Annotated in this window: 12 protein-coding genes; 2 read left to right on the top strand and 10 right to left on the bottom strand. The window is 50.5% G+C overall.

The features are described from left to right. Positions 1–140: 140 nt before the first annotated feature. Genes KZ771_RS06755 through KZ771_RS06730 form a run of 6 tightly spaced genes read right to left on the bottom strand, consistent with a single transcriptional unit; the run spans position 141 to position 7,127 of the window. The gene (locus tag KZ771_RS06755; protein ID WP_290654736.1) at positions 141–1,892 is read right to left on the bottom strand and encodes a BatD family protein; all 1,752 of its coding nucleotides are present in this window, start codon (positions 1,890–1,892) and stop codon (positions 141–143) included. Further along, the gene (locus KZ771_RS06750; RefSeq protein WP_290654735.1) at positions 1,886–3,736 is read right to left on the bottom strand and encodes a VWA domain-containing protein; all 1,851 of its coding nucleotides are present in this window, start codon (positions 3,734–3,736) and stop codon (positions 1,886–1,888) included. Before KZ771_RS06750 ends, KZ771_RS06755 begins: the two co-directional genes overlap by 7 nt. After that, positions 3,729–4,715, bottom strand: coding sequence for a VWA domain-containing protein (locus tag KZ771_RS06745; protein ID WP_290654734.1), 987 nt, complete (start codon positions 4,713–4,715; stop codon positions 3,729–3,731). The genes KZ771_RS06750 and KZ771_RS06745 overlap by 8 nt, the downstream gene beginning before the upstream one ends. Continuing rightward, a complete protein-coding gene (locus KZ771_RS06740) occupies positions 4,708–5,178 on the bottom strand; it encodes a DUF4381 domain-containing protein (RefSeq protein WP_290654733.1) in 471 nt (156 codons plus the stop codon). The genes KZ771_RS06745 and KZ771_RS06740 overlap by 8 nt, the downstream gene beginning before the upstream one ends. 27 nt (positions 5,179–5,205) lie before the next feature. Next, positions 5,206–6,168, bottom strand: a complete 963-nt coding sequence (locus KZ771_RS06735) for a DUF58 domain-containing protein (protein WP_290654732.1) — start codon at positions 6,166–6,168, stop codon at positions 5,206–5,208. Between the two features lie 2 nt (positions 6,169–6,170). After that, positions 6,171–7,127, bottom strand: coding sequence for a MoxR family ATPase (locus KZ771_RS06730; RefSeq protein WP_290654731.1), 957 nt, complete (start codon positions 7,125–7,127; stop codon positions 6,171–6,173). Between the two features lie 195 nt (positions 7,128–7,322). Between KZ771_RS06730 and fadI the strand changes: the two genes are divergently transcribed. Both fadI and fadJ read left to right on the top strand, forming a co-directional pair. Continuing rightward, positions 7,323–8,633 (top strand): acetyl-CoA C-acyltransferase FadI, encoded by a 1,311-nt coding sequence (gene fadI, locus KZ771_RS06725; RefSeq protein WP_290654730.1) that lies wholly within the window; start codon positions 7,323–7,325, stop codon positions 8,631–8,633. Further along, the gene (gene fadJ, locus KZ771_RS06720; RefSeq protein WP_133539090.1) at positions 8,633–10,756 is read left to right on the top strand and encodes a fatty acid oxidation complex subunit alpha FadJ; all 2,124 of its coding nucleotides are present in this window, start codon (positions 8,633–8,635) and stop codon (positions 10,754–10,756) included. The genes fadI and fadJ overlap by 1 nt, the downstream gene beginning before the upstream one ends. Here fadJ and KZ771_RS06715 read toward each other — a convergent pair. From KZ771_RS06715 to recN, 4 genes are all read right to left on the bottom strand, one after another. Then, positions 10,753–14,655 (bottom strand): EAL domain-containing protein, encoded by a 3,903-nt coding sequence (locus KZ771_RS06715; protein WP_290654729.1) that lies wholly within the window; start codon positions 14,653–14,655, stop codon positions 10,753–10,755. The two genes, fadJ and KZ771_RS06715, sit on opposite strands and share 4 nt — an antisense overlap. A 106-nt stretch (positions 14,656–14,761) precedes the next feature. Then, positions 14,762–17,506: an insulinase family protein gene (locus tag KZ771_RS06710; protein WP_290654728.1), complete on the bottom strand. Its 2,745-nt coding sequence runs from the start codon at positions 17,504–17,506 to the stop codon at positions 14,762–14,764. Positions 17,507–17,517: 11 nt separating this feature from the next. Beyond that, positions 17,518–17,880, bottom strand: coding sequence for an outer membrane protein assembly factor BamE (bamE, locus tag KZ771_RS06705; protein WP_133539093.1), 363 nt, complete (start codon positions 17,878–17,880; stop codon positions 17,518–17,520). Positions 17,881–18,002: 122 nt separating this feature from the next. After that, a complete protein-coding gene (recN, locus tag KZ771_RS06700) occupies positions 18,003–19,667 on the bottom strand; it encodes a DNA repair protein RecN (RefSeq protein ID WP_290654727.1) in 1,665 nt (554 codons plus the stop codon). Positions 19,668–19,678 lie beyond the last annotated feature (11 nt).

The raw sequence follows: 19,678 nt of genomic DNA, 5'->3' as shown, positions 1-19,678 counted from the left end.
TGCGCACCGGCGGGGCAGAACCACCCGCCGCCTGCGGGTTTGCGCACCGGCGGGGCAGAACCATCCGCCGCCTGGGGGTTGCGCACCGGCGGGGCAGAACCACCCGCCGCCTGGGGGTTCCTTTCGAAACCACGGAGCTATTAATACAACGAGGGCAGCTCGTCGCGTCGATGTTTAGGTTCTTTTTCCAACGCTCTTCGCAAGCTTTGATACAAGGTCTTGCCGCCTGTCCATTTGGGCTTGCTGGCACTGAATAATGATTGCTGCAGTTGGTTCAGTTGTTGTTTTAGCTCGTCGTCAACTTGATTACCCTGTGCGATCCAGCGTGCCAAATCACCCAGTGCGACCAGGCGTTTATTAAAGCGCTGCTGTGCCCACTTGCGCAGGAATTCATCTGCTTTACGGGCGTGGTTGTCGGCACAGGCTTTCTGGAAGTTACGCCATTGCTGATTGTCGGTTAGCGGTTTCTCTGTACTACGGCGGTTTGGCACCTCCGTTGGTTGACGCTTTTTGCGGCGCCAGAACCACGCCAGGTTGCCCAGCAGTGATATAACCAATAATGCCGCCAGTACGCTAATAACACGCTGACCAGCGGACTCTGTGAGCGTGTCTTTTTGATTCTGCGCTGAGCCGGCCTGATCATCTTTAGCAGGAGTCTCAGTTTTCGGCTCTGGCTCTGCCTGCGAGTCTGTATCACTCAGCTTGTTAACAACCCCATTAACCGTCAGGTTGACAGCGTCGGTACGGGCAATATCACGTTGACCCCGCTTGGTATTAAACCATGGGATCTCAAGTGCAGGTAATTGCAGACTGCCCGGTTCATTGGGAACCACTGCATAACTCATGGTTTTTTGGGCAATGGTTACGCCGTTGCGGACAAATTGGTCTGTTTTTTCGTTGTCTGGATAAACCCTTACAGAATCGGGGAATTGCGGTTGAATTGCCGGCAATTGCTCGGGCTTCACACCAACAGCAGTTAATTGGTAACTCAGCGTAATGGGTTCACCTACATCGATGCTGGATTTTTCCGGCGTCAGTGATTGCGAAATAGTGACTAATTCACTAGGCAACCAATGGCCCTGCCAGTTTGCCGGTACCGGCTTGACCTGTACCGAAACCGTTTTACCGATAGTACTTACCGGCTGTGTATTGGAGAAGGATGAGAAAATAGAGCGCTGTCCTTCGGCATAGACCTCACCATCGAACCGTGCGCCCTCAATGTCAAACTCCCCCGACTTGTTGGGGGTTATCTGGTAGGTTCGTTGATAAACCTTATAACGCCGTCCATTGAGCATTTTCGTGGACTCTTCGTCAGAACCTATCTGACGAATGTCAGCATGCTCCATTTTCGGCGGCATCAAGTTACCTTTATTTAAATCTGCCGCCAGATAAAGCCGCACAATATAGGTAAATGGTTGTTGCAGGAATACCGACTGACTGTCTAGGGTGCTTTCGATAAAGGCGATTTTATCCGAGCGGGAACTGGTGTCACTCCCTGCAGGTAGCACCTCCACAGTGATTGGTTGCGATTGTGCGCCATCCATCATAATCGCCGGAATGGTGTAGTCACCTTGTTGTCTGGCAATTAGCACGGTGGTAAAGCGCGTTAATTTACTCAGGTCACCATTGACGATAGATGTTTGTCGGCTGACTGAGGTACGACCGACGATAAAATCACTGAGTAATTGCTGTGGCTGAAAGGCTGAACTGTCGACATCATCATTAAAGGTTACCGTCAGCACAAAAGATTCATCGACGATAACCGGATTTTTGTCGACCGAGGCTTCGATAGTAGTGACCTGAGCGTAGGCCGGTGTAGCACATAAAGTACCAAACAGGGTACTGACACTAAGCAGTATAAAGCCGGTTAGTTGCTTTATCGACCTTACCATTTTTGTTTTACTCCCTCGGGTTGTGATGCCCGCCGTTGATTCCGTCGTTGGCTTTCCAGTAACATTTTATTGCGCAGCAGAATACTCGGGTCGTCCGGAATACGGTTCATCCATTGCTCCAGTTGCTGCGCGCGTTCAGGGTCAATATCGTCAGCAAATTGAGTCTGGCTATTACGTTGTTGCTGTTGCGGGCTAGGATCTTGTTGACCGTCTTGTTGCGCCTGTTGCTCGCGATTTTGTGGCTGTTGTTGCTGCGGTTTTTGTTCGGCTTCGCCTTCTTGCTTGCCGTCGTCTGACTGATCTTGTTGTTGGCTTTGCTGCGATTCGCCTTGTTGACCCTGATTATTGCCGGCATCGTTATTTTGGTTTTGGTTATCCTGATTCTGGCCCTGTTGCTGGCGGCTGTCGTCTTGCTCCTGCTCGCCATCCTGCTGGTCGTTTTCGCCCTGTTGTTGCTGCTGTTGCTCCTGTAAAAGCTCGTCCATTAATGCTGAATTTTGTTCGGCTTCGGTCCAGTTTGGTTTTTTATCCAAAGCGGTTTGATAGGCTTCTTTAGCGGCTTCAAACTGTTGCTGTTGTGCCAGCGCATTACCGCGGTTATACCAACCCTCGGCGCTGTCGAGTTGGGCAAAACTGTCCGCGGCGGCGCTATAATCACCAGCGCGGTATTGCGCTACGCCGCGGCGTAGTGGGTCTCGACTAAGTTCAGCCGCTGCCTGATAATCCTCTTGCATTAACAGTTGCTGCGCCTGCTGCGATTGATTAAGCCACCAGGACGGCGCACTTTTTTGCTCTTGCGCTATAACCTGAGTTGACGTCATGGACAGCAACGGTAACAGAGCCAGCGCCAACCATGTGCCTAAACTGCCGCCGCGACGCCAGCTAAACAGCATAATGGGTATCAGTAGCAATGCCAAAAAAGGGCCGTTGTCGCGCCACTGGTCACCTTGTTGCTGTTGGTCTCCGTCCTTGCCTTCCCGAGTCAACGGCGGTTGCTGAACAAATTGGGCAATATCGCTATTGTCGGCACGCACGGTTTCATAAATCCCGCCCGTTAAACGTGCTAAATCGCTTAAACGTGACGGTACTAATTTGGCGATTACCGTTTGTCCAAAGCGGTCTTTAAGCAGGTTGCCGTCGCTGTCGCGGATTGGCGCGCCTTGCTCGGTGCCAACGCCAAGTATCGAGACCCGGTGTGACTGTTGACGCAGGTATTGAGTCAAGGCATTGAGTTCACTGGTTGCTATGCCGTCAGTTAGCCAGTAGATGTCACCTTCGGCATAGCCGGCATTGCGTAGCAATTCGTCGGCTAACTTAAGCGCACGTAACGGCTCGCTACCTGAGCGCGGCATAATCTCCGGCGACAATGACGGAATTAAGTTTAGTAGGTTGTTATTATCCGCAGTCAGCGGGCTGATAATATACGCGTCGTCGGCATAAGCAATGAGACCGGTATCGCCATCCAGTCCGGACTTGACCAAATCCATGGCTTTGAAACGCAGCTGGGTTAAGCGGCTGGGTTGAATATCGGAGGCAAGTACAGAGGGCGACATGTCCATAATGACGACTTGTCCGGTCTCCAGCTGGTAAACGGGTTGTGGTAAACGTTCCCAGGTTGGCCCAGCCAGCGCGACCGAGCTAATCAGCCAAAATAGGCCCAGACGGTGGGCCGACCAGGGTGTTTGTTTGCCTCCTGAAGCAACTAACACCTGTGCCAAATGATTAGGCAGCCATTGATGCCAACCCGATTGTGTTTTTTGTATCACCAATAACCGCCAATAGAAAGCGGCCAGTGGCAACAGTGCCAATAACCACCAGGGGCGTAAAAAATGAAAGTCAGCCACGGCGAAGCCTCCATGGACGGTGATGCAACAACGCAATAACAATCATAACCAGTAATGCTGCGGCCAGAGGCCAGAAAAATAATGCCTGCCGCGGTCGCAACTGCTGTGGTGAGCCGGCAATTGGCTCTAACTCATCAAGCAGCTGATAAATTTGCTCAAGTTCTTCGGTGCTGCGGGCGCGAAAATAGCGGCCGCCGGTGGTTTCGGCAATCCGCTGCATTAGCGGCACATCCAGATCGCGACTTGGGTTAACCCGACGTTGGCCAAAAAAGCTGTCGACCACGACTTCTTCGGCACCCACGGCTATGGGATAAATACGCACGTCAAAAGCGTCGGCTAATTCTAATGCTTGATCCGGGGTTAGATTACCGGCGGTGTTCTGGCCGTCAGTTAATAAAACCAGCACCCGGTTGGTCTCTTCTTTACTTCGAAAGCGCTTTACCGATAAAGCGATAGCATCACCGATAGCGGTGCGCTCGCCCACCAATCCCAGTACCGATTCCTGCAACATTTGCCGAACTGTCTCACGGTCGTAGGTCATGGGGGTTTGCAAAAACGCCGTATCGGCAAAAAAGATAAGTCCTAGTCGGTCCCCCTCGCGGCGGCTGATAAAGTCGCCCAACACCGATTTAACCATAGTCAGCCGGTCGACGTTATCGCCGTCTAACTGCATATCGGCAATTTCCATGCTGCCGGATAAATCGACAGCCAGCATGATCTCACGGCCTTCGGAGCGCACCGGTAAAGGCTCTCCCAGCCATTGCGGCCTGGCGGCGGCTGCCAGCACTAACAGCCAACATAACGACAGCAATATCCACATCCATGGTTTAGTGCGCATACTGTGTTGCGCATTAGCCAGGCCGTTCAGCGAGGGTATGCGAATAGCCGATAATGCCGGTGAACCCGCCGGTAATAAATAGCGGATCAACCAGGGCAGGGGTAACAAAATAAATAACCATGGCCAGGCAAACTCAAACATGTTCACCTCGGTGTTGTTTTTTTGTCTGCGAGCGCGCCTGGCTGCGAACCTGCTTAATCCATTGCATCGCCACGTTCTTGTAGGCGTTGATAAGTTCATGATTGGCTGGCTGGTAAAGCAATTGATCGTGTTGTGTGACTAACTCCGCCGGCGCATCAATAAAAGTCAGCCAATCTTTACCATTAAGTTTGGCGATAGTTTGGCGGGGGAAGTAGACCAGAGCTACCCGCTTGCATAACAACGTAATATCACTGGCTGACGGACGTTGTAGCTGTTGTAATTTAGCTAACGCGATGCGTTGTGGCTTTCGTGCCCGATGTTGACGCCACAACCACCACAATACAACAGCGACAACGACCAGTATAACCATGCCAATGGCAACAACAGGCCAGGCCGGCGGCCACCAACTGGCCGCGCCGGGCTCGACGATATCGTTGAGTTGTTGTAAAGATGCCTGTTGCATGAATCGACTACCTATATCCTGTAACTGTTAACGCAGAGATTGCCATTGTTGCTCAAGTGCCTCGGCACTACTGACATAGGTCAGCGCTAAACCATACTGTTCGAATTGCTGTTGTTGATGTTGCTGACGTTGTTTAGCGTTATCGTGATAACGTTGCCGCTGGCGTGAGTCGGCCAAATTGATTTGTGCTTGCTGAAGGCCGTCAAATACCGCTAATGGCTGACTGGAATAGCCCGCCGGCAATTCACACTCCATCGGATCATACAGGCAGAAACAACGCACCGAATTACGTCGGTTAAGACGCGCTAACAGCTCAAGTAGTTCCTCATCAATGTAGCGAAAATCGCTAATGATATTGATTAAACTGCCGGGCTTGACCAGCTGCTGTAAGCGCCGCAAGGAGTCCGCTAACGGTGCTTCATGCGGACGCTGTTGCTGTTGCCAACGGCGGTAACTGTCTTTATGAATGTCGACAGCACTGTGTAATAAGTGCAAAACACCCGCCTGGCGGGCTGCCGGTTTGTGTTCGCGGTGCATCCAGCCATTGCTGATGATACCGCCAACCCGGTCACCACGCTGTTGTGCCTGCCATGCCAGAGCAGCGAGTAAATGACAGCTCTGCACGGATTTAAACAGCAGCTGACTGCCAAATAATTGGGTAAGCGCCAGGTCGGCAACTAAAAATACGGGGCGTTCTTTTTCTTCCCGATAAAGCTTGGTGTGTGGTTTGCCCGTGCGTGCCGTTACCCGCCAGTCGATCGAGCGAATATCATCACCAGCCTGATAGTGACGGACTTCGTCAAACTCCATACCCCGGCCGCGAGTTTTACTCAGCAACGGGCCACTTTGGCTTACCGCCGGCAGGTGGCGACGATGCTTGGCGAAAGCCGGCAGCTTTGTACGGTAATACATAAGTTCCTGTATACCCGGCTGCAAACCATCACTGTGGAGTTTATCCAGCCAAAACCGAGACTGATCAAGCGACAACATAGTTAGGGTGCCGGCACCAATGTCACGATCTTATCGATCACTTGGTCCGGTGTTACGCCATCGGCTTCGGCCTGGTAACTAATAATAATACGATGCCGCAAACAGTTGTGCACGACACTATTGATATCGTCCGGCGTAACAAAGTCACGGCCATCCAGCCAGGCACTGGCGCGAGCACAACGTTCCAGCGCAATGGTGGCCCGTGGGCTTGCCCCATAGGCTATCCAACGTGCCAATTCGCTATCGTAATTGGCCGGCTGACGCGTCGCTATTACCAGTTGCACCAGGTAGTTTTCTACGGCGTCATCCAGGTAAATTTGCATCACCTGCTGACGGGCAGTGAACAGTTGTGCCTGGGTTAACGGCGTTGGCATCGCTTCTTCACCTTCAATCACCTCGCCACGCGTTAACCGGAGAATTTTTTGCTCGGTTTCCGCGTCAGGATAGTCGAGCTTCAGGTGCATTAAAAAGCGGTCTAACTGTGCTTCTGGTAAGGGATAGGTTCCCTCTTGCTCCAGCGGGTTTTGTGTCGCCAATACCATGAATAAGTCAGGTAACGGGTAACTGCGTTGGCCAACGGTGATTTGCCGCTCGGCCATAGCCTCGAGTAATGCTGACTGCACTTTTGCCGGCGCCCGGTTAATTTCATCCGCCAGGATCAAATTATGGAATAACGGCCCCTGCTGAAATTCAAAGGTCCCATTTTCGGGGCGATAGATATCGGTACCGGTTAAATCGGCGGGTAATAAGTCCGGCGTAAACTGTACGCGGTGGAAGTCGCCTTCGATACCTTTAGCCAGCGCTTGTACCGCGCGAGTCTTTGCCAAACCAGGCGGGCCCTCGACCAATAAGTGGCCATCCGCCAGCACGGCGAGCAGCAAATTACAGGTAAACTCGGGCTGACCCAATACCTGACGGTCGAGAAACTCATGTAATGCGTTAAATTGTGAGGCGGCCATGGGACTCCTGCTTACTGTTTGTACCCTCTACTTGTGCTATTTTTGGGGTAGTCATTAAATTTTTAAAGTCATAGATAGTAACACTTTAAACAAAACGATGGTTTTAATCTGCAGGATAAACCGCTAGAATTTGTAACAAAATCTATTGTGGTCAGACCAGTATTGGCTTGGCCTTAATCATATTGGAGAAAAGCTATGGCAGCAACACAAGCGTTGCGTACCCCAAATGGGGATAGAATCGCGATCGTCGCAGGGTTGCGAACCCCGTTTGCACGGCAGGCGACCGATTACCACGGCGTGCCGGCGGTCGATTTGGGCAAAATGGTGGTGCAGGAATTAATTAACCGCACAGGCATTGACGCGGCATTAGTAGAGCAGTTGGTATTTGGGCAGGTTGTACAAATGCCGGAAGCGCCAAATATTGCCCGCGAAATCGTTTTGGGAACCCAGTTGCCGGTTGATGTTGATGCCTACAGCGTGAGCCGCGCCTGTGCGACCAGCTTTCAAACCACGGTTAACGTATTAGAAACCATGCTGGCCGGTAACATTACCGTGGGTATTGCCGGTGGTGCCGATTCTTCCTCGGTGCTGCCCATTGGCGTCAGCAAAAAGCTGGGACGGGCGTTAGTGGATCTGAATAAAGCCAAAAGCCTGGGGCAACGACTGAGTATTTTACGCCGCTTAGGGTTAAAAGACTTGTTGCCGGTGCCGCCTGCGGTAGCCGAATACAGCACCGGCCTGAGTATGGGGCAAACGGCTGAGCAAATGGCTAAATCCCATCATATTTCGCGCGAAGCGCAGGACCAGCTGACCGTAGATTCGCATCAAAAGGCGCATCAGGCATGGGAAGCCGGCTGGTTAGATGCTGAAGTGATGACCGCTTATCCTGAGCCCTATAAAAAGCATATTAGCCGCGATAACAACGTGCGCGGCGATAGCCAAATCGACAAACTGGCGAAATTAAAGCCGGTTTTTGATCGCAAGCATGGCACGGTAACTGCGGCTAATAGTACGCCGCTGACTGACGGCGCATCAGCGGTTATGTTGATGACCGAAAGCCGCGCCAAAGAATTGGGCTATGAGCCGTTAGGTTACATCCGTAGTTATGCCTTTAGTGCGATTGGTGTCGAACAAGACATGCTGATGGGACCCTCCTACGCTACGCCGATTGCGCTTGACCGTGCCGGCATGAAGTTGGCGGATCTGGATTTGATCGATATGCACGAAGCCTTTGCTGCGCAAACCCTGACTAACATGAAAATGTTTGCCAGCAAGACGTTTGCACAACAGAACCTGAATCGTAGCGAAGCCATTGGCGAAATTGATCCGGCTAAATTTAACGTCTTGGGCGGCTCGATTGCTTATGGCCATCCGTTTGCCGCAACGGGTGCGCGAATGATTACACAGATGCTACACGAACTACGCCGTCGAGGCGGTGGTACCGCACTGACAACGGCTTGTGCTGCCGGTGGCCTGGGTGCTGCAATGATTTTGGAGAGTGAATAATGAGCGAACAGAATGCATTCTCATTAGAAATTAGAGATAACGGCGTTGCGGTCATCACCATTGATGTACCGGGTGAGTCCATGAACACCCTAAAAGACACCTTTGCTGATGAAGTAGGCCGGTTGATGAACCAGCTGGAAAGCAACAGTGATGTTAAGGGTGTGGTGTTTATCAGCGGTAAACCGGGCTCGTTTATTGCCGGCGCGGATATTAACATGATCAATGATTGTGACACGGCTGCCGATGCCGAGAGTTTGGCGCGCAAAGGGCAGGCCATGTTTGATCGTATTGAACAGCTGAAGGTTCCGGTGGTAGCCGCGATTAACGGTGCCTGCCTGGGCGGTGGACTCGAGTTAGCAATGGCTTGTCACGTGCGTGTGGCTACTGACAACAGTAAAACCCAACTGGGTTTGCCCGAGGTACAGCTGGGGCTGCTACCGGGCTCTGGTGGTACTCAGCGTTTGCCACAGTTAGTTGGTGTGCAGCAGGGTATTACGATGATGTTAACCGGCAAGCAATTGCGTGCGAAACAGGCGCAAAAAGCCGGTTTGGTTGACGAGGTCGTGCCTGAGTCGATTTTGCTGGACGCGGCGATTAAGCATGCGTTAAAAGCAAAACCGAAAGCGAAAAAAGCGCAGCTGAAGGGTATTAGTAAAGTATTGGAAGCTACCTCCTACGGCCGCAATATTATTTACAAAAAAGCGTCTGAACAGGCACAGAAAAAAGCCCAGGGTAATTATCCGGCCATCGATAAAATTATCGATTCGGTGCGTGCAGGCGTAGAAAAAGGCCGCGAAGCCGGTCTGGATAAAGAGGCCCGCAGCTTTGGTGAGCTGGCTATGACGCGTGAATCCTTCCAGTTGCGTCAGATCTTTTTTGCCACTACCGAAATGAAAAAAGAAACCGGCGCTGACGGTGTTAAGCCCGCAGATATTCATCGTGTCGGTGTACTCGGCGGCGGCTTAATGGGCGGTGGTATTGCCTATGTAACTGCTGCAAAAGCCGGCTTGCCGGCACGCATCAAAGATATCTCGCATGAGGGCATCACCCATGCGCTGCATTACAGCTATGAACGTTTAAACAAAAAGGTTAAACGCCGTCATATGCGTCGCGCCGAGATGGAACACACCATGTTGTCGCTTAGCGGAACACTGGACTACTCTGGCTTTGAGCGTGTTGATGTTGTTATTGAAGCGGTATTCGAAGATCTTGATCTTAAGCAGAAAATGGTTGCTGATATTGAGCAAAACGCAAAACCAGAGACCATTTTTGCCACCAACACCAGTTCGTTGCCGATTACGCAGATTGCTGCCAAGGCGCAACGACCAGAGAACGTGATTGGTCTGCATTACTTCTCGCCGGTCGACAAAATGCCGCTGGCGGAAATTATCACTCACGAAGGCACGTCAAACGAGACCATAGCGACAACCGTTGCCTTAGCCAAAAAGCAGGGTAAGACGCCGATTGTGGTAAAAGATGGCGCTGGCTTTTTCGTCAACCGAATTTTAGCGCCATATATGAACGAAGCGGCGCGGTTGGTGTTAGCGGGTGAGCCGATTGAGCATGTCGATAAAGCGCTGCTTAAATTTGGCTTCCCGGTTGGCCCGGTGACGCTGCTTGACGAGGTTGGTATCGATGTTGGTGCTAAAGTAGCCGCGATCTTACGTAAAGAGTTAGGCGAACGGTTCGAGCCGCCGGCAGCGTTTGATAAGTTAATTGACGACGACCGTAAAGGTAAGAAAAACCAGAAAGGCTTTTATCAATACGGTAAAGGCGTTAAAGGTAAGCCGGTCGATAAGTCGGTGTATAGTTTGCTGAATATTGAGCCGCAACAGAAGCTGGAACGCGAAGAAATTGCCGAGCTGTGTGTGTTGCCGATGCTTAACGAGGCAGCTTATTGCTTACAGGAAGGCATTATCCGCAGTCCACGCGATGGTGATATTGGTTCGGTGTTTGGCATTGGTTTTCCGCCATTCAGGGGCGGCCCATTCCGATACATGGACGAAATGGGCATTGGTGCACTAGTGGCTAAGTTAGAGAAGCTGGCTGAGCAACGGGGCGACCGCTATAAGCCCGCGCCATTGTTGGTCGAAATGGCTGAACAGCAACGCCGCTTTTATTAAAGCGTCGTTGCCGTTTGGTGTTGTTCGATGTAGCGGATGAAATCATCCGCTTGCATCGGCTCAGAAAAGTAAAATCCCTGAATAAACTCACACCGCAGCGTCTTAAGAATTTCGAGCTGTGTTTTACTCTCAACCCCTTCCGCAACGACTTTCAAACCAAGGTTATGCGCCATCGCTACGATAGACGCGACCATGTTTCGGTCTTTGTCATCGGTGCTAATGTCGTCAACGAATGCCTTATCAATTTTAAGCGTGTGTAACGGAAAACGTTTTAAATAAGCGAGCGATGAATAGCCGGTTCCAAAGTCGTCCAGCGCTAACTGAACGCCCATGTCGGCGAGATTTTCAAGCATGGTGATGGCGCGCTCAGGGTCGCTCATGACCATACCCTCGGTAATTTCAAACTCGATATGACGCGGATGCATCTGTTCATCAGCTAGAATAGACTCAACCTGAAATGCCAGGCTTGAGGTTAAAAACTGGCGTGCAGATAAATTGATGGCGACATGACGCGGTGAACCCGGAAGTTTTAAAAATTCTTTCATATCCCGGCAGGCACGGCGCAGTACTTGCTCACTTAACGGCACAATTAAGCCGGTTTCTTCTGCCAGCGGAATAAAGTCAGCAGGACTCATGATAGTTCCGTCCTCGCGGCGAATACGTGCCAGTGCTTCAATACCGGCTATGTGCTGACTCACCACTTCTATCTTGGGTTGATAAAACACTTCGACCCGGTTGTCACGAATGGCGCTGCGCAATTCATGCTCTATATGTAGCCGGCGAATCGCGTTTTCGTTCATTGACTGACTGAAAAACTGGTAGCAACTACCACCACGTTGTTTGGCATGGTACATGGCAGTGTCAGCCTTTTGCAGAAGCTCCTGAGAGGTACTGGCGTCATGCGGGTAGAACACAATACCGATAGAGCTGCCGATAACCACTTCGTGCTGCTGAATTTCGTATGGCTGCGCTATCTCGTTGTTTATTTGCGAGGCCAGCAGGCTGATGGTGTTGATATCCGTACTGTCCTCAACTAACAAGCCAAATTCATCGCCGCCGAGTCGGTATAATGTATCCTGGCGCCGGCCAATGTCGGTAAGTCGCTCCGCCACCCGACACAACAGCTCATCACCGACCTCATGCCCAATAGAGTCATTGATCTTTTTAAAGTCATCGAGATCAAATACCAGTAGGGCATGGGGGATCTTTTTGCGAACCAAATTGGAGTGGCTGACCTGGAAATAAGAGCGGTTAGGTAAACCGGTTAAACTGTCAGTATTGGATAACCGGCGCAGCTCGTTTTCGGTGTCACGACGCTCGGTGATGTCAGAAAAGCTGGCTACAATTAACTCGATTTCGCCGTTTTCGTTATTAACGGTATCCAGTGTCAGTTCCATTAAAAATTCACTGCCGTCAGCGCGAATATCTGATAATTCGCCACGCCAGCTGCCTTCTTTAAAAACACTGCGTTTTATTTGATCGGTGAATTCCTGGTCGTAAGCAGCAAGAACAAACGGCTGGTCGAGTGCTTGCTCGCGTTGATAGCCGGTTATGCTCTCGTAGGCTTTGTTGACCTCACGCTTACGGAAAAAGCGATCAAAGATACAGATACCATCGGATATATTGGTGAGTGACAGCGCTAACATATTTAAACGTTCTTCACTGTTAATCATGCCACTAATATCAGTCAGTGCGCCCTGAATACGGATTGGTATACCGGTCTCAGTGGTCTCAGAAACCTGTCCGCGATCCATAACCCAAAGCCATTTATCATTATTTTTAATACGATAACTGGTCTCAAAGTGCGTTTCCGCTCCGTTTACTAAGGGGTTGATACATTGTTGCACGCGCTCGAGGTCATTGGGATGGATATTGGTGTTGCTAATAAAACCGTTGCGGATGCCGTCCACCGGGAAGTCAGGGCAATCTGACCAAATGTTATAGCGGGTCAGTTCGTGATCCTGAATCTGCCAGTCCCAGAATTGATCGCCGGAACATTGAACAGCCTGGGAGAGCGACTGATTAAGCTGTTGTTGCTGACGCTGATGTTGATGCAGCCGCCGGAGCCAGGCGACGCCTAAAAATGCCAGAGCGATAGATAGCAGAATATAGCCGGCGATCGCCCAGGTCGACTGCCACCACGGGCCTTCAATTACAAATTGCTGTTGATACTTGGGTCCCCACTTAGCGCCGTTTGTTGACGCCTGGATGTGTAATTCGTAAGTATCAGCAGGTAGTCGCTCAAAAGTAATAGGCTGCAACGGACGAGTGGTATATTGCCATTCGTCCATGATGTCGAATAGTCGGTAGCGATACTGAACTTGTTTAGGGTCAGGGGCTAACGGACCGACAAAGTCGACGTGGAGTGTTTGTTGACGTTGCTCGCTGCTTACAAACAATGGCCGTAAATCAGTTAAGTTTGCGCTTTGCTCTAACGGCAGTTGCTTGACGAGATTAAAGAATTCGTCAATAGCCACGGCGTTGTGCTCGTCGGCAACCCAAATTAAGTCATCATTAAGTGCTAGCCTCAGGTTTTCCTGAGCAAAGAAGCTGCGGTTGCTTGGCGGAGATCGCCAGCGCTTTTCACCGATATCAAAAATTAACAGGCCTTGCTTTTGATCAACTAAAAATAACTGCTCGGCAAATAATTCGATTTGCACGACGTTATGTTGAGGCGATGCGGGTAGTGGATAAACTTCTACCATTCGTTGTAGTTGAGGGTCGTACTTTACCAGTCCGACTTCGCTAGTCAGCCAGAAAAAACCATCGTAGTCTTTAAGCACGGTAGTATAGTGTTTTAACGTTTCGGGTAGCGCCAGGCCCGCTAATTCATTGGTTAAACCGACATCCATTAAGATATCAAAATTTAGTGCTGAGCGCCGCATAGAGAATTGATACAAACCGCCATTTTCAGCACCGACCCATAACCGTTTGAGGTGATCTACCGTAAATGCATTAACCAGCAGTAAGGGAGGCAGCGATAGTTCGTGTTGATCACTTAAATAGGCCGGTTTACTGCTACTGGTTTCGAGAATTTTGATACCGCTAGCGGTACCGAGCAGTAAATGACCGCTGTCTACATAGGCGACTCTGTTAATTGCCGTGCTACTATTTAAGTCGGTTTGGTTATCCAGTGTCTGCTGTAGTCGATAGTCGCTGTCGAGTAAAAGCAGACCGTGATCATGAGCGAGCCAAATTTCATCACCGCGCTGCAATATGTGGTTGAAACCAACCGCGGGTAGCTTTTCGGTAATCGGGTTTTGCTGAGTGATTTTAAAGACATCAAAACTTTGGCCGTCCCAGACATAGATGCTGCCATCAGCCTCGGCTAGCCAAATCCAGCGCTCGCCCATGTGAATATTGACAATAGCGCTCAGCGGATCGCCGTTATACGACAGTGTCAGCGGCGTAGCATCTTGTTTAGTTGCGCGCCACAGGCGTTGTTCGGCCAACAACAGTAAGTCATTACTAGGGCTGGCGACAATACGCGAAACCTGTGGCGGCAGGATGCCGTCTTTAGGGGTAAAGTCAGGATGTCGATAAAAGCGATTCTGCTGGTAGTCAAAGTAAGCGACGCCTTTAGCCGTTGCCACCCAAAGCTGATGGTCATTAAACCAAAGGTCAATTATATGGTTGCTGGGCAGATGGAACGGTTGCCGACCCGCCTTGTAATGTTCGAATAAGACGCCGTCAAACCGTTGCAGGCCATTGCGTGTGGCAATCCATAAAAAACCATGATTATCCTGCAGCAGGTCGGTGACTGTGTGACTGGTCATGCCCTCGCTAATCGCCCAGTGCTGAGCCTGCGCCAAAGACGCAGGAGGCGAAGCAGCAGCCGTTGATTGGCTAAACAGTAATAACGACAAAAGAACGCCCAACGCAAAGGCGTATCTGTACATAAATGTCACGGTAATTCAGACGTCCTGATGGGGCTGTTGCTACAGCTCTTGTTATTTGTTAACTAAACGTTAAGCTAACCAAAACAAGCAGTGATGTAAAGTAATTCTACCTGCCAATGGCGCGGGTTTGAAGCTGTAAACTGGCGGGTTGCTCAAACAATAATCGGTTGACGTAGCTAAGCCATTCGTCGAGTTGCCAATTAGCTAACGCGGCGCGTAATTGTTTTGCTCGATCAAAGCGTGTGTCGCCCAACTGAATGGCCCCCCACAAACGTTGGCTTCGTACCCGCAAACTGCGGTCATCAACGGCGAGTTGTTGCTCAAGTACCGACTTCGTGTGTGACCACTCTTTTAAGCTAAGCGTATTGAGTTTATCAGCTGCTGCCCGGGTTACGTCCAGGATATGTGTTTGAAGGTCACTTGGCTGCGTGGAAGGGGATTGTACAAATATAATAATCCCCGGAATGCGTTGTAAACCAAAGTACTGGCTACCTGCCATATAACCGAGTTGCCGCTGGGTGCGCAGCTGATCGAAGACAAATTGATGAATTAATTGCTGTAGTAGCATCATCGCGACTTGGTCAGATGGGCTATCGGATGGCCCCTGAAAATAACACAATGCTGCATGGTCATCATGTTCGGTTGGCACCGTGATTATCTGTGAAGGTGCCGCCTCAATAAGCCGTTTAATCTGCTGGCGTTGTGGTTTAACAGAAACTGACTTAAGTGGCGTATTAGCATGAATTAAGGTGTGTAGTTGGTCAGCATGCTGTCGTTGCCAGTCACCATGAATAAACGCACTAATATGTAACGAGTCAAAGAGCGTGCTGACTGTGCGGGCAAAATGGGTATAGCTTAACGGGCTGCAAGCCGCAGCCATATCGCTTAAACGAAATAGTCCTTGCTGCAATGCCAGGTTAAGTTCGGAGAACAACATGTTTAACGGTTGATGCTGGTGTGCAGAGCGCCAGTTATTGATCAGCTGCTGGCTGACTGCTTGCCAGCGTTGACGTTCAAAACGAACACTCCAGGCCTGCCGCATCAGATAACTTAACAGCGGTAATTGGCCAGCAGATAAACCAGTGGTATGTATAGTAATGCCGGTTTGCGTTGGATAAATATTGAAATGTAACCCAGCCACTTCGGCATCGTATAAATCTTCGTTCAGTGCATCAATCATCAGCTCAGCCCAGATCCGTGAACAACCAAAATTTTCTGCTGATGCGGTGACTGCAGGCGCTTGCAAATTAAGGTAAATATGTCCTTTAGGTACTCTAAAGTCAGGATCCTGAAGGTGCCACAAGTCCAACGCTTCGTTGCTGACCAGCGCGGTCGGAAGCTTTTTGTCTGCGACCTCCAGCGGATAAGGTTGCGAATGGTCACTAATAAAACGGTTTCGTCCCGGTAACTGAGCCGAAAAATCGGCCGGCTGCTGATTAAGTTGTGTTAACTCATCGTTCTTGAGCGGCCTTATCGAGAACGGTGTTTGATAGAGGGCGGTTTCCTGATCGGTGTTAGCATCACTACTCACCAGCGTGATACGGGCGCGCTCAGGACGCATCAAGTTTAACAATTCGGTCGCGCGGATGTTATTAAGGCAGTCCATGCGGTAGTCGCCGTAAACGGTATCCGCTACCGGGTAATGATGAGCATTGATTGCTAACTGCGAGACCAGCTCGCCAACCGGCGTGGCCTCTTGATAGTTAAAGCTTAACTCGCTGTTAACGCGACGTTCAGCATAACGCCAGTCTTCGATGCCATGCTGTTGGATAAGATTCAGGTAGCTGAATACCCACTGCGCGACGCTTATCAGGTTCTGTTCGCCAGTTTCGGTTAGCTGAATATTGATATTGAAATCTTTAAAATTACTACCGCTAATACCGCCACCGGCAGACAGACTGTTGATATACCCCTTTTTGCGCAGGCAGGCATATAAGCTGTTGGGGCCTTCGTAACCGAGGAGGTGGGCGATAAAACTGGTTGTTTTATGCGCATAATCATCATCAATAGCCGGTAGCGGCAGCGTGATAATTAAGCGTCGTGCGGGTTTAACCGGTTTTACTTGTAACTTTACCCCCAGCTGCTCCGGCAGGTAAAGCGGCACTTCGACAACTTTGCGTTGTGATGGCCGGTTATCACCACAACCAGCGATATCGTTAAAGTGCTTATCTGCCAGCTCCGCTAATGCGTCCAGCGACTGTGGCCCGGCGATTACTAAACTGGCGTTGTCGGCCGTATAATATTGGTTAAAAAAGTGTCGCAGCTTATCGGCGAGGGTGCCGTTGTCGTCATCTTTCAGCGTCGTCAGGTTGCCGACTGAAAATTTACAGAATGGATGCTCCGGATTGGAAGTTGTTTTGTGTACCTGGTACAGCCGCCGTAACTCGTCTTGTTGTTTTAACCGAAACTCTGACTCGATCGACTGTAACTCTTTATCAATCCACTCTTGAGCGAACAGCGGTTGTTTGAACATTGCCGAAAAATAATCCAACGCGCGCTCGAGCGCGTGAGCCTGGCAGTCAAAGTAATAATTGGCATACTCGGTGCCGGTCCAGGCATTTTGCTGGCCGCCATAGGCATTTAAAAAGTCGCTAAATGCCGACGGCGAAGGATATTTTTCGTTGCCTAAAAACAGCAGATGTTCAAGGAAGTGGGCGAGACCCTGCGTATGCACGGGATCGTCAAAATGACCCGCATTAACGGCAAATGCAGCAGCGGCCTTGTGACTGTCCGGTGCGTGAACCAGCACAGCCCGCAGGCCATTGTTGAGCGTTATAGCGCGGTAGTCCCTTTTGTCCCTGGGACTGCGGACAATATGGACGACCTCGTCAACAGTTGATGAGCTCGCCATTGACGGTTTCCTTATGAATCGAGTGGCGTATCAAAATCGCTGGGCTTTTCAAAATCACCCGTCATATCCACTAGTAAACCTGCATTAAAATCAAGAATCAATTCCTTTCGGAAAACTTTACCACTATTCGGATTCATCTCGTATAAGTAAACCCAACGGTCATTATCGAAAGCGTTTTGAGCAACGGGACGACCTAATACGAACGCGACTTGCTCCTGCGTCATACCGACGCGGAGTTTTTCGACGTCACGTTGTTCAAGGTAGTTTCCCTGCGGCAGATCGATACGATAAACCATCTCGTTTAATGTTGAACAGCTTGCCACACCCAGTACGATGGCGGCGACGGCAGAGAGTTTTATCACGGTGTCTTTCATTAACAACCTTTAATTTGTTGAATTTATTTTATCGGGTTGCGTATGCAATACGCTCTGACAATGATGATAAACAATCGGTGCGCTGGTTACCAGCGCTCTGTGCTTTATCTTGTCAGGCACTATTAGCTCGCAAGCAACTCTTTAGCATTTGCCTTGGTCAAATCGGTGACCTTATCGCCGCCCAGTAACCGCGCAAGTTCAACAACTCGTTCGTCATTGTTTAATGCCCGCACGTCGGTTTGTGTTTCTTTACCGTCTGTGTGCTTGGCAACCTGCAACTGCTGATGGGCTTTGGCAGCGACTTGGGGCAGGTGAGTGACACAAATAATTTGGCACTGTCCGCCCAGTTCGCGCAACATTGAACCGACAACAGCAGCGGTCGGTCCGCTAACGCCAACATCGACTTCATCAAACATCATTGTCGGTACCGTTTGTTGAGTTGCGCTCATCACCTGTATGGCAAGACTGATACGGGAAAGTTCACCGCCCGACGCAACCTTACTGATAGGCTGCAATGGCTGTCCCGGGTTGGCAGAAACCAAAAACTGTACCTGGTCAGTACCTTTAGCCGTCGCGGGCGCCTGGTTATCGTGGTCCACGCTAATTTCGAAGCGGCCGTGAGGCATATTAAGTTGCTGCATGGCAGACGTAATTTTGTCACTCAGCTGGTTGGCGGCCCGCTGGCGGCTATCAAACAGCTTTTTAGCCTGCTCACGGTAGGCCTGCCGAAGCGTTTGACGTTGTTCGGCCAACTGTTCACTGGCCTCATCGGTGGCGATCAGTGTCTGCAACTCACTTTTAAGCTGTTGATGTAAGGGGTACAGTTCGGCGGCGCTGCATTGGTGCTTTTTAGCCAACTTAAGCGCTTGCGTCATGCGCTGTTCAATGGTTTCGAGCTCTGCGCTATCGATGTGCATCTGATCCTGATAGTGGCGCAATTCCAGCGCTGCTTCCTCGATGTGCACCATAGCCTGCTTTAGCAGCTCGTTGATAGAACCCAGCTGTGGATCCATATCAACAGCTTCCTGCAAACGTTGGGCAGCACTTTGCACCAGTCCGTTAGCATTGTTGTGCTCGCCTTCGTACAAGGCATTTAACGCAAACAGGCTGGCTTCATCCAGACTGCGGTGATTAGATAAGCGTTTATGATCCGCCTCAAGCTGCTCAAACTCGCCTTCGGCCAGGGCAAACTCGTCCAGTTCACCCACTTGATATTCAAGCAGTTGCCGCTGTGCTTCGCGATCAGCTTTGGCTTGTTGTTGTTGGCGGTATTGTTTTTCGGTATCTGCCCATTGCCGGTAGTGAGCTTTAGTTGCTTCCAGTAAATGGTTGTGGCGGGCAAACTGGTCAAGTAAATGCAGCTGGTGTTCGTCGCGAGTTAGTAATTGATGCTCGTGCTGCCCATGTATATTAACTAACAGGGGCGCCAACGATTTTTGTTGCGCCAATGGCACCGGCGAGCCATTAATCCATGCCTTGGAACGTCCATCTTTATTGATAATGCGCCGCAGCACGCACTCGTCTTCGGCATCGAGATCCTGCTCTGCTAACCAACGTGCCGCTGGACTATCCTTAGCGACTGCAAAACACGCAGTAATTTCCGCTTTATCGCAGCCCGGTCTGACCAGGCTGGCGTCAGCCCGGCTGCCTAAGCACAGGCTAAGCGCGTCGAGGGCGATTGATTTACCGGCACCGGTTTCGCCGGTAATTGCGGTCATTCCATTGCGAAACTCGATATCAAGTGATTTAACAATCGCAAAGTGACGAATATGTAGCTCGGTTAGCATGCCATTCCTCC

Source organism: Idiomarina sp. (genome assembly GCF_019431395.1).
In the GTDB taxonomy this organism is placed as follows: domain Bacteria; phylum Pseudomonadota; class Gammaproteobacteria; order Enterobacterales; family Alteromonadaceae; genus Idiomarina.
The sequence above is the reverse complement of the archived record's forward strand: the minus strand, read 5'-3'. Positions and strand labels throughout refer to the sequence as shown.

Excerpts from the sequence above, each read along its gene's own strand:
- fadI (WP_290654730.1), top strand. The coding sequence starts at position 7,323 with ATGGCAGCAACACAAGCGTTGCGTACCCCAAATGGGGATAGAATCGCG.
- recN (WP_290654727.1), bottom strand. The coding sequence starts at position 19,667 with ATGCTAACCGAGCTACATATTCGTCACTTTGCGATTGTTAAATCACTT.
- KZ771_RS06755 (WP_290654736.1), bottom strand. The coding sequence starts at position 1,892 with ATGGTAAGGTCGATAAAGCAACTAACCGGCTTTATACTGCTTAGTGTC.
- KZ771_RS06735 (WP_290654732.1), bottom strand. The coding sequence starts at position 6,168 with ATGTTGTCGCTTGATCAGTCTCGGTTTTGGCTGGATAAACTCCACAGT.
- KZ771_RS06710 (WP_290654728.1), bottom strand. The coding sequence starts at position 17,506 with ATGGCGAGCTCATCAACTGTTGACGAGGTCGTCCATATTGTCCGCAGT.
- bamE (WP_133539093.1), bottom strand. The coding sequence starts at position 17,880 with ATGAAAGACACCGTGATAAAACTCTCTGCCGTCGCCGCCATCGTACTG.
- KZ771_RS06730 (WP_290654731.1), bottom strand. The coding sequence starts at position 7,127 with ATGGCCGCCTCACAATTTAACGCATTACATGAGTTTCTCGACCGTCAG.
- KZ771_RS06745 (WP_290654734.1), bottom strand. The coding sequence starts at position 4,715 with ATGTTTGAGTTTGCCTGGCCATGGTTATTTATTTTGTTACCCCTGCCC.
- KZ771_RS06715 (WP_290654729.1), bottom strand. The coding sequence starts at position 14,655 with ATGTACAGATACGCCTTTGCGTTGGGCGTTCTTTTGTCGTTATTACTG.
- KZ771_RS06740 (WP_290654733.1), bottom strand. The coding sequence starts at position 5,178 with ATGCAACAGGCATCTTTACAACAACTCAACGATATCGTCGAGCCCGGC.
- fadJ (WP_133539090.1), top strand. The coding sequence starts at position 8,633 with ATGAGCGAACAGAATGCATTCTCATTAGAAATTAGAGATAACGGCGTT.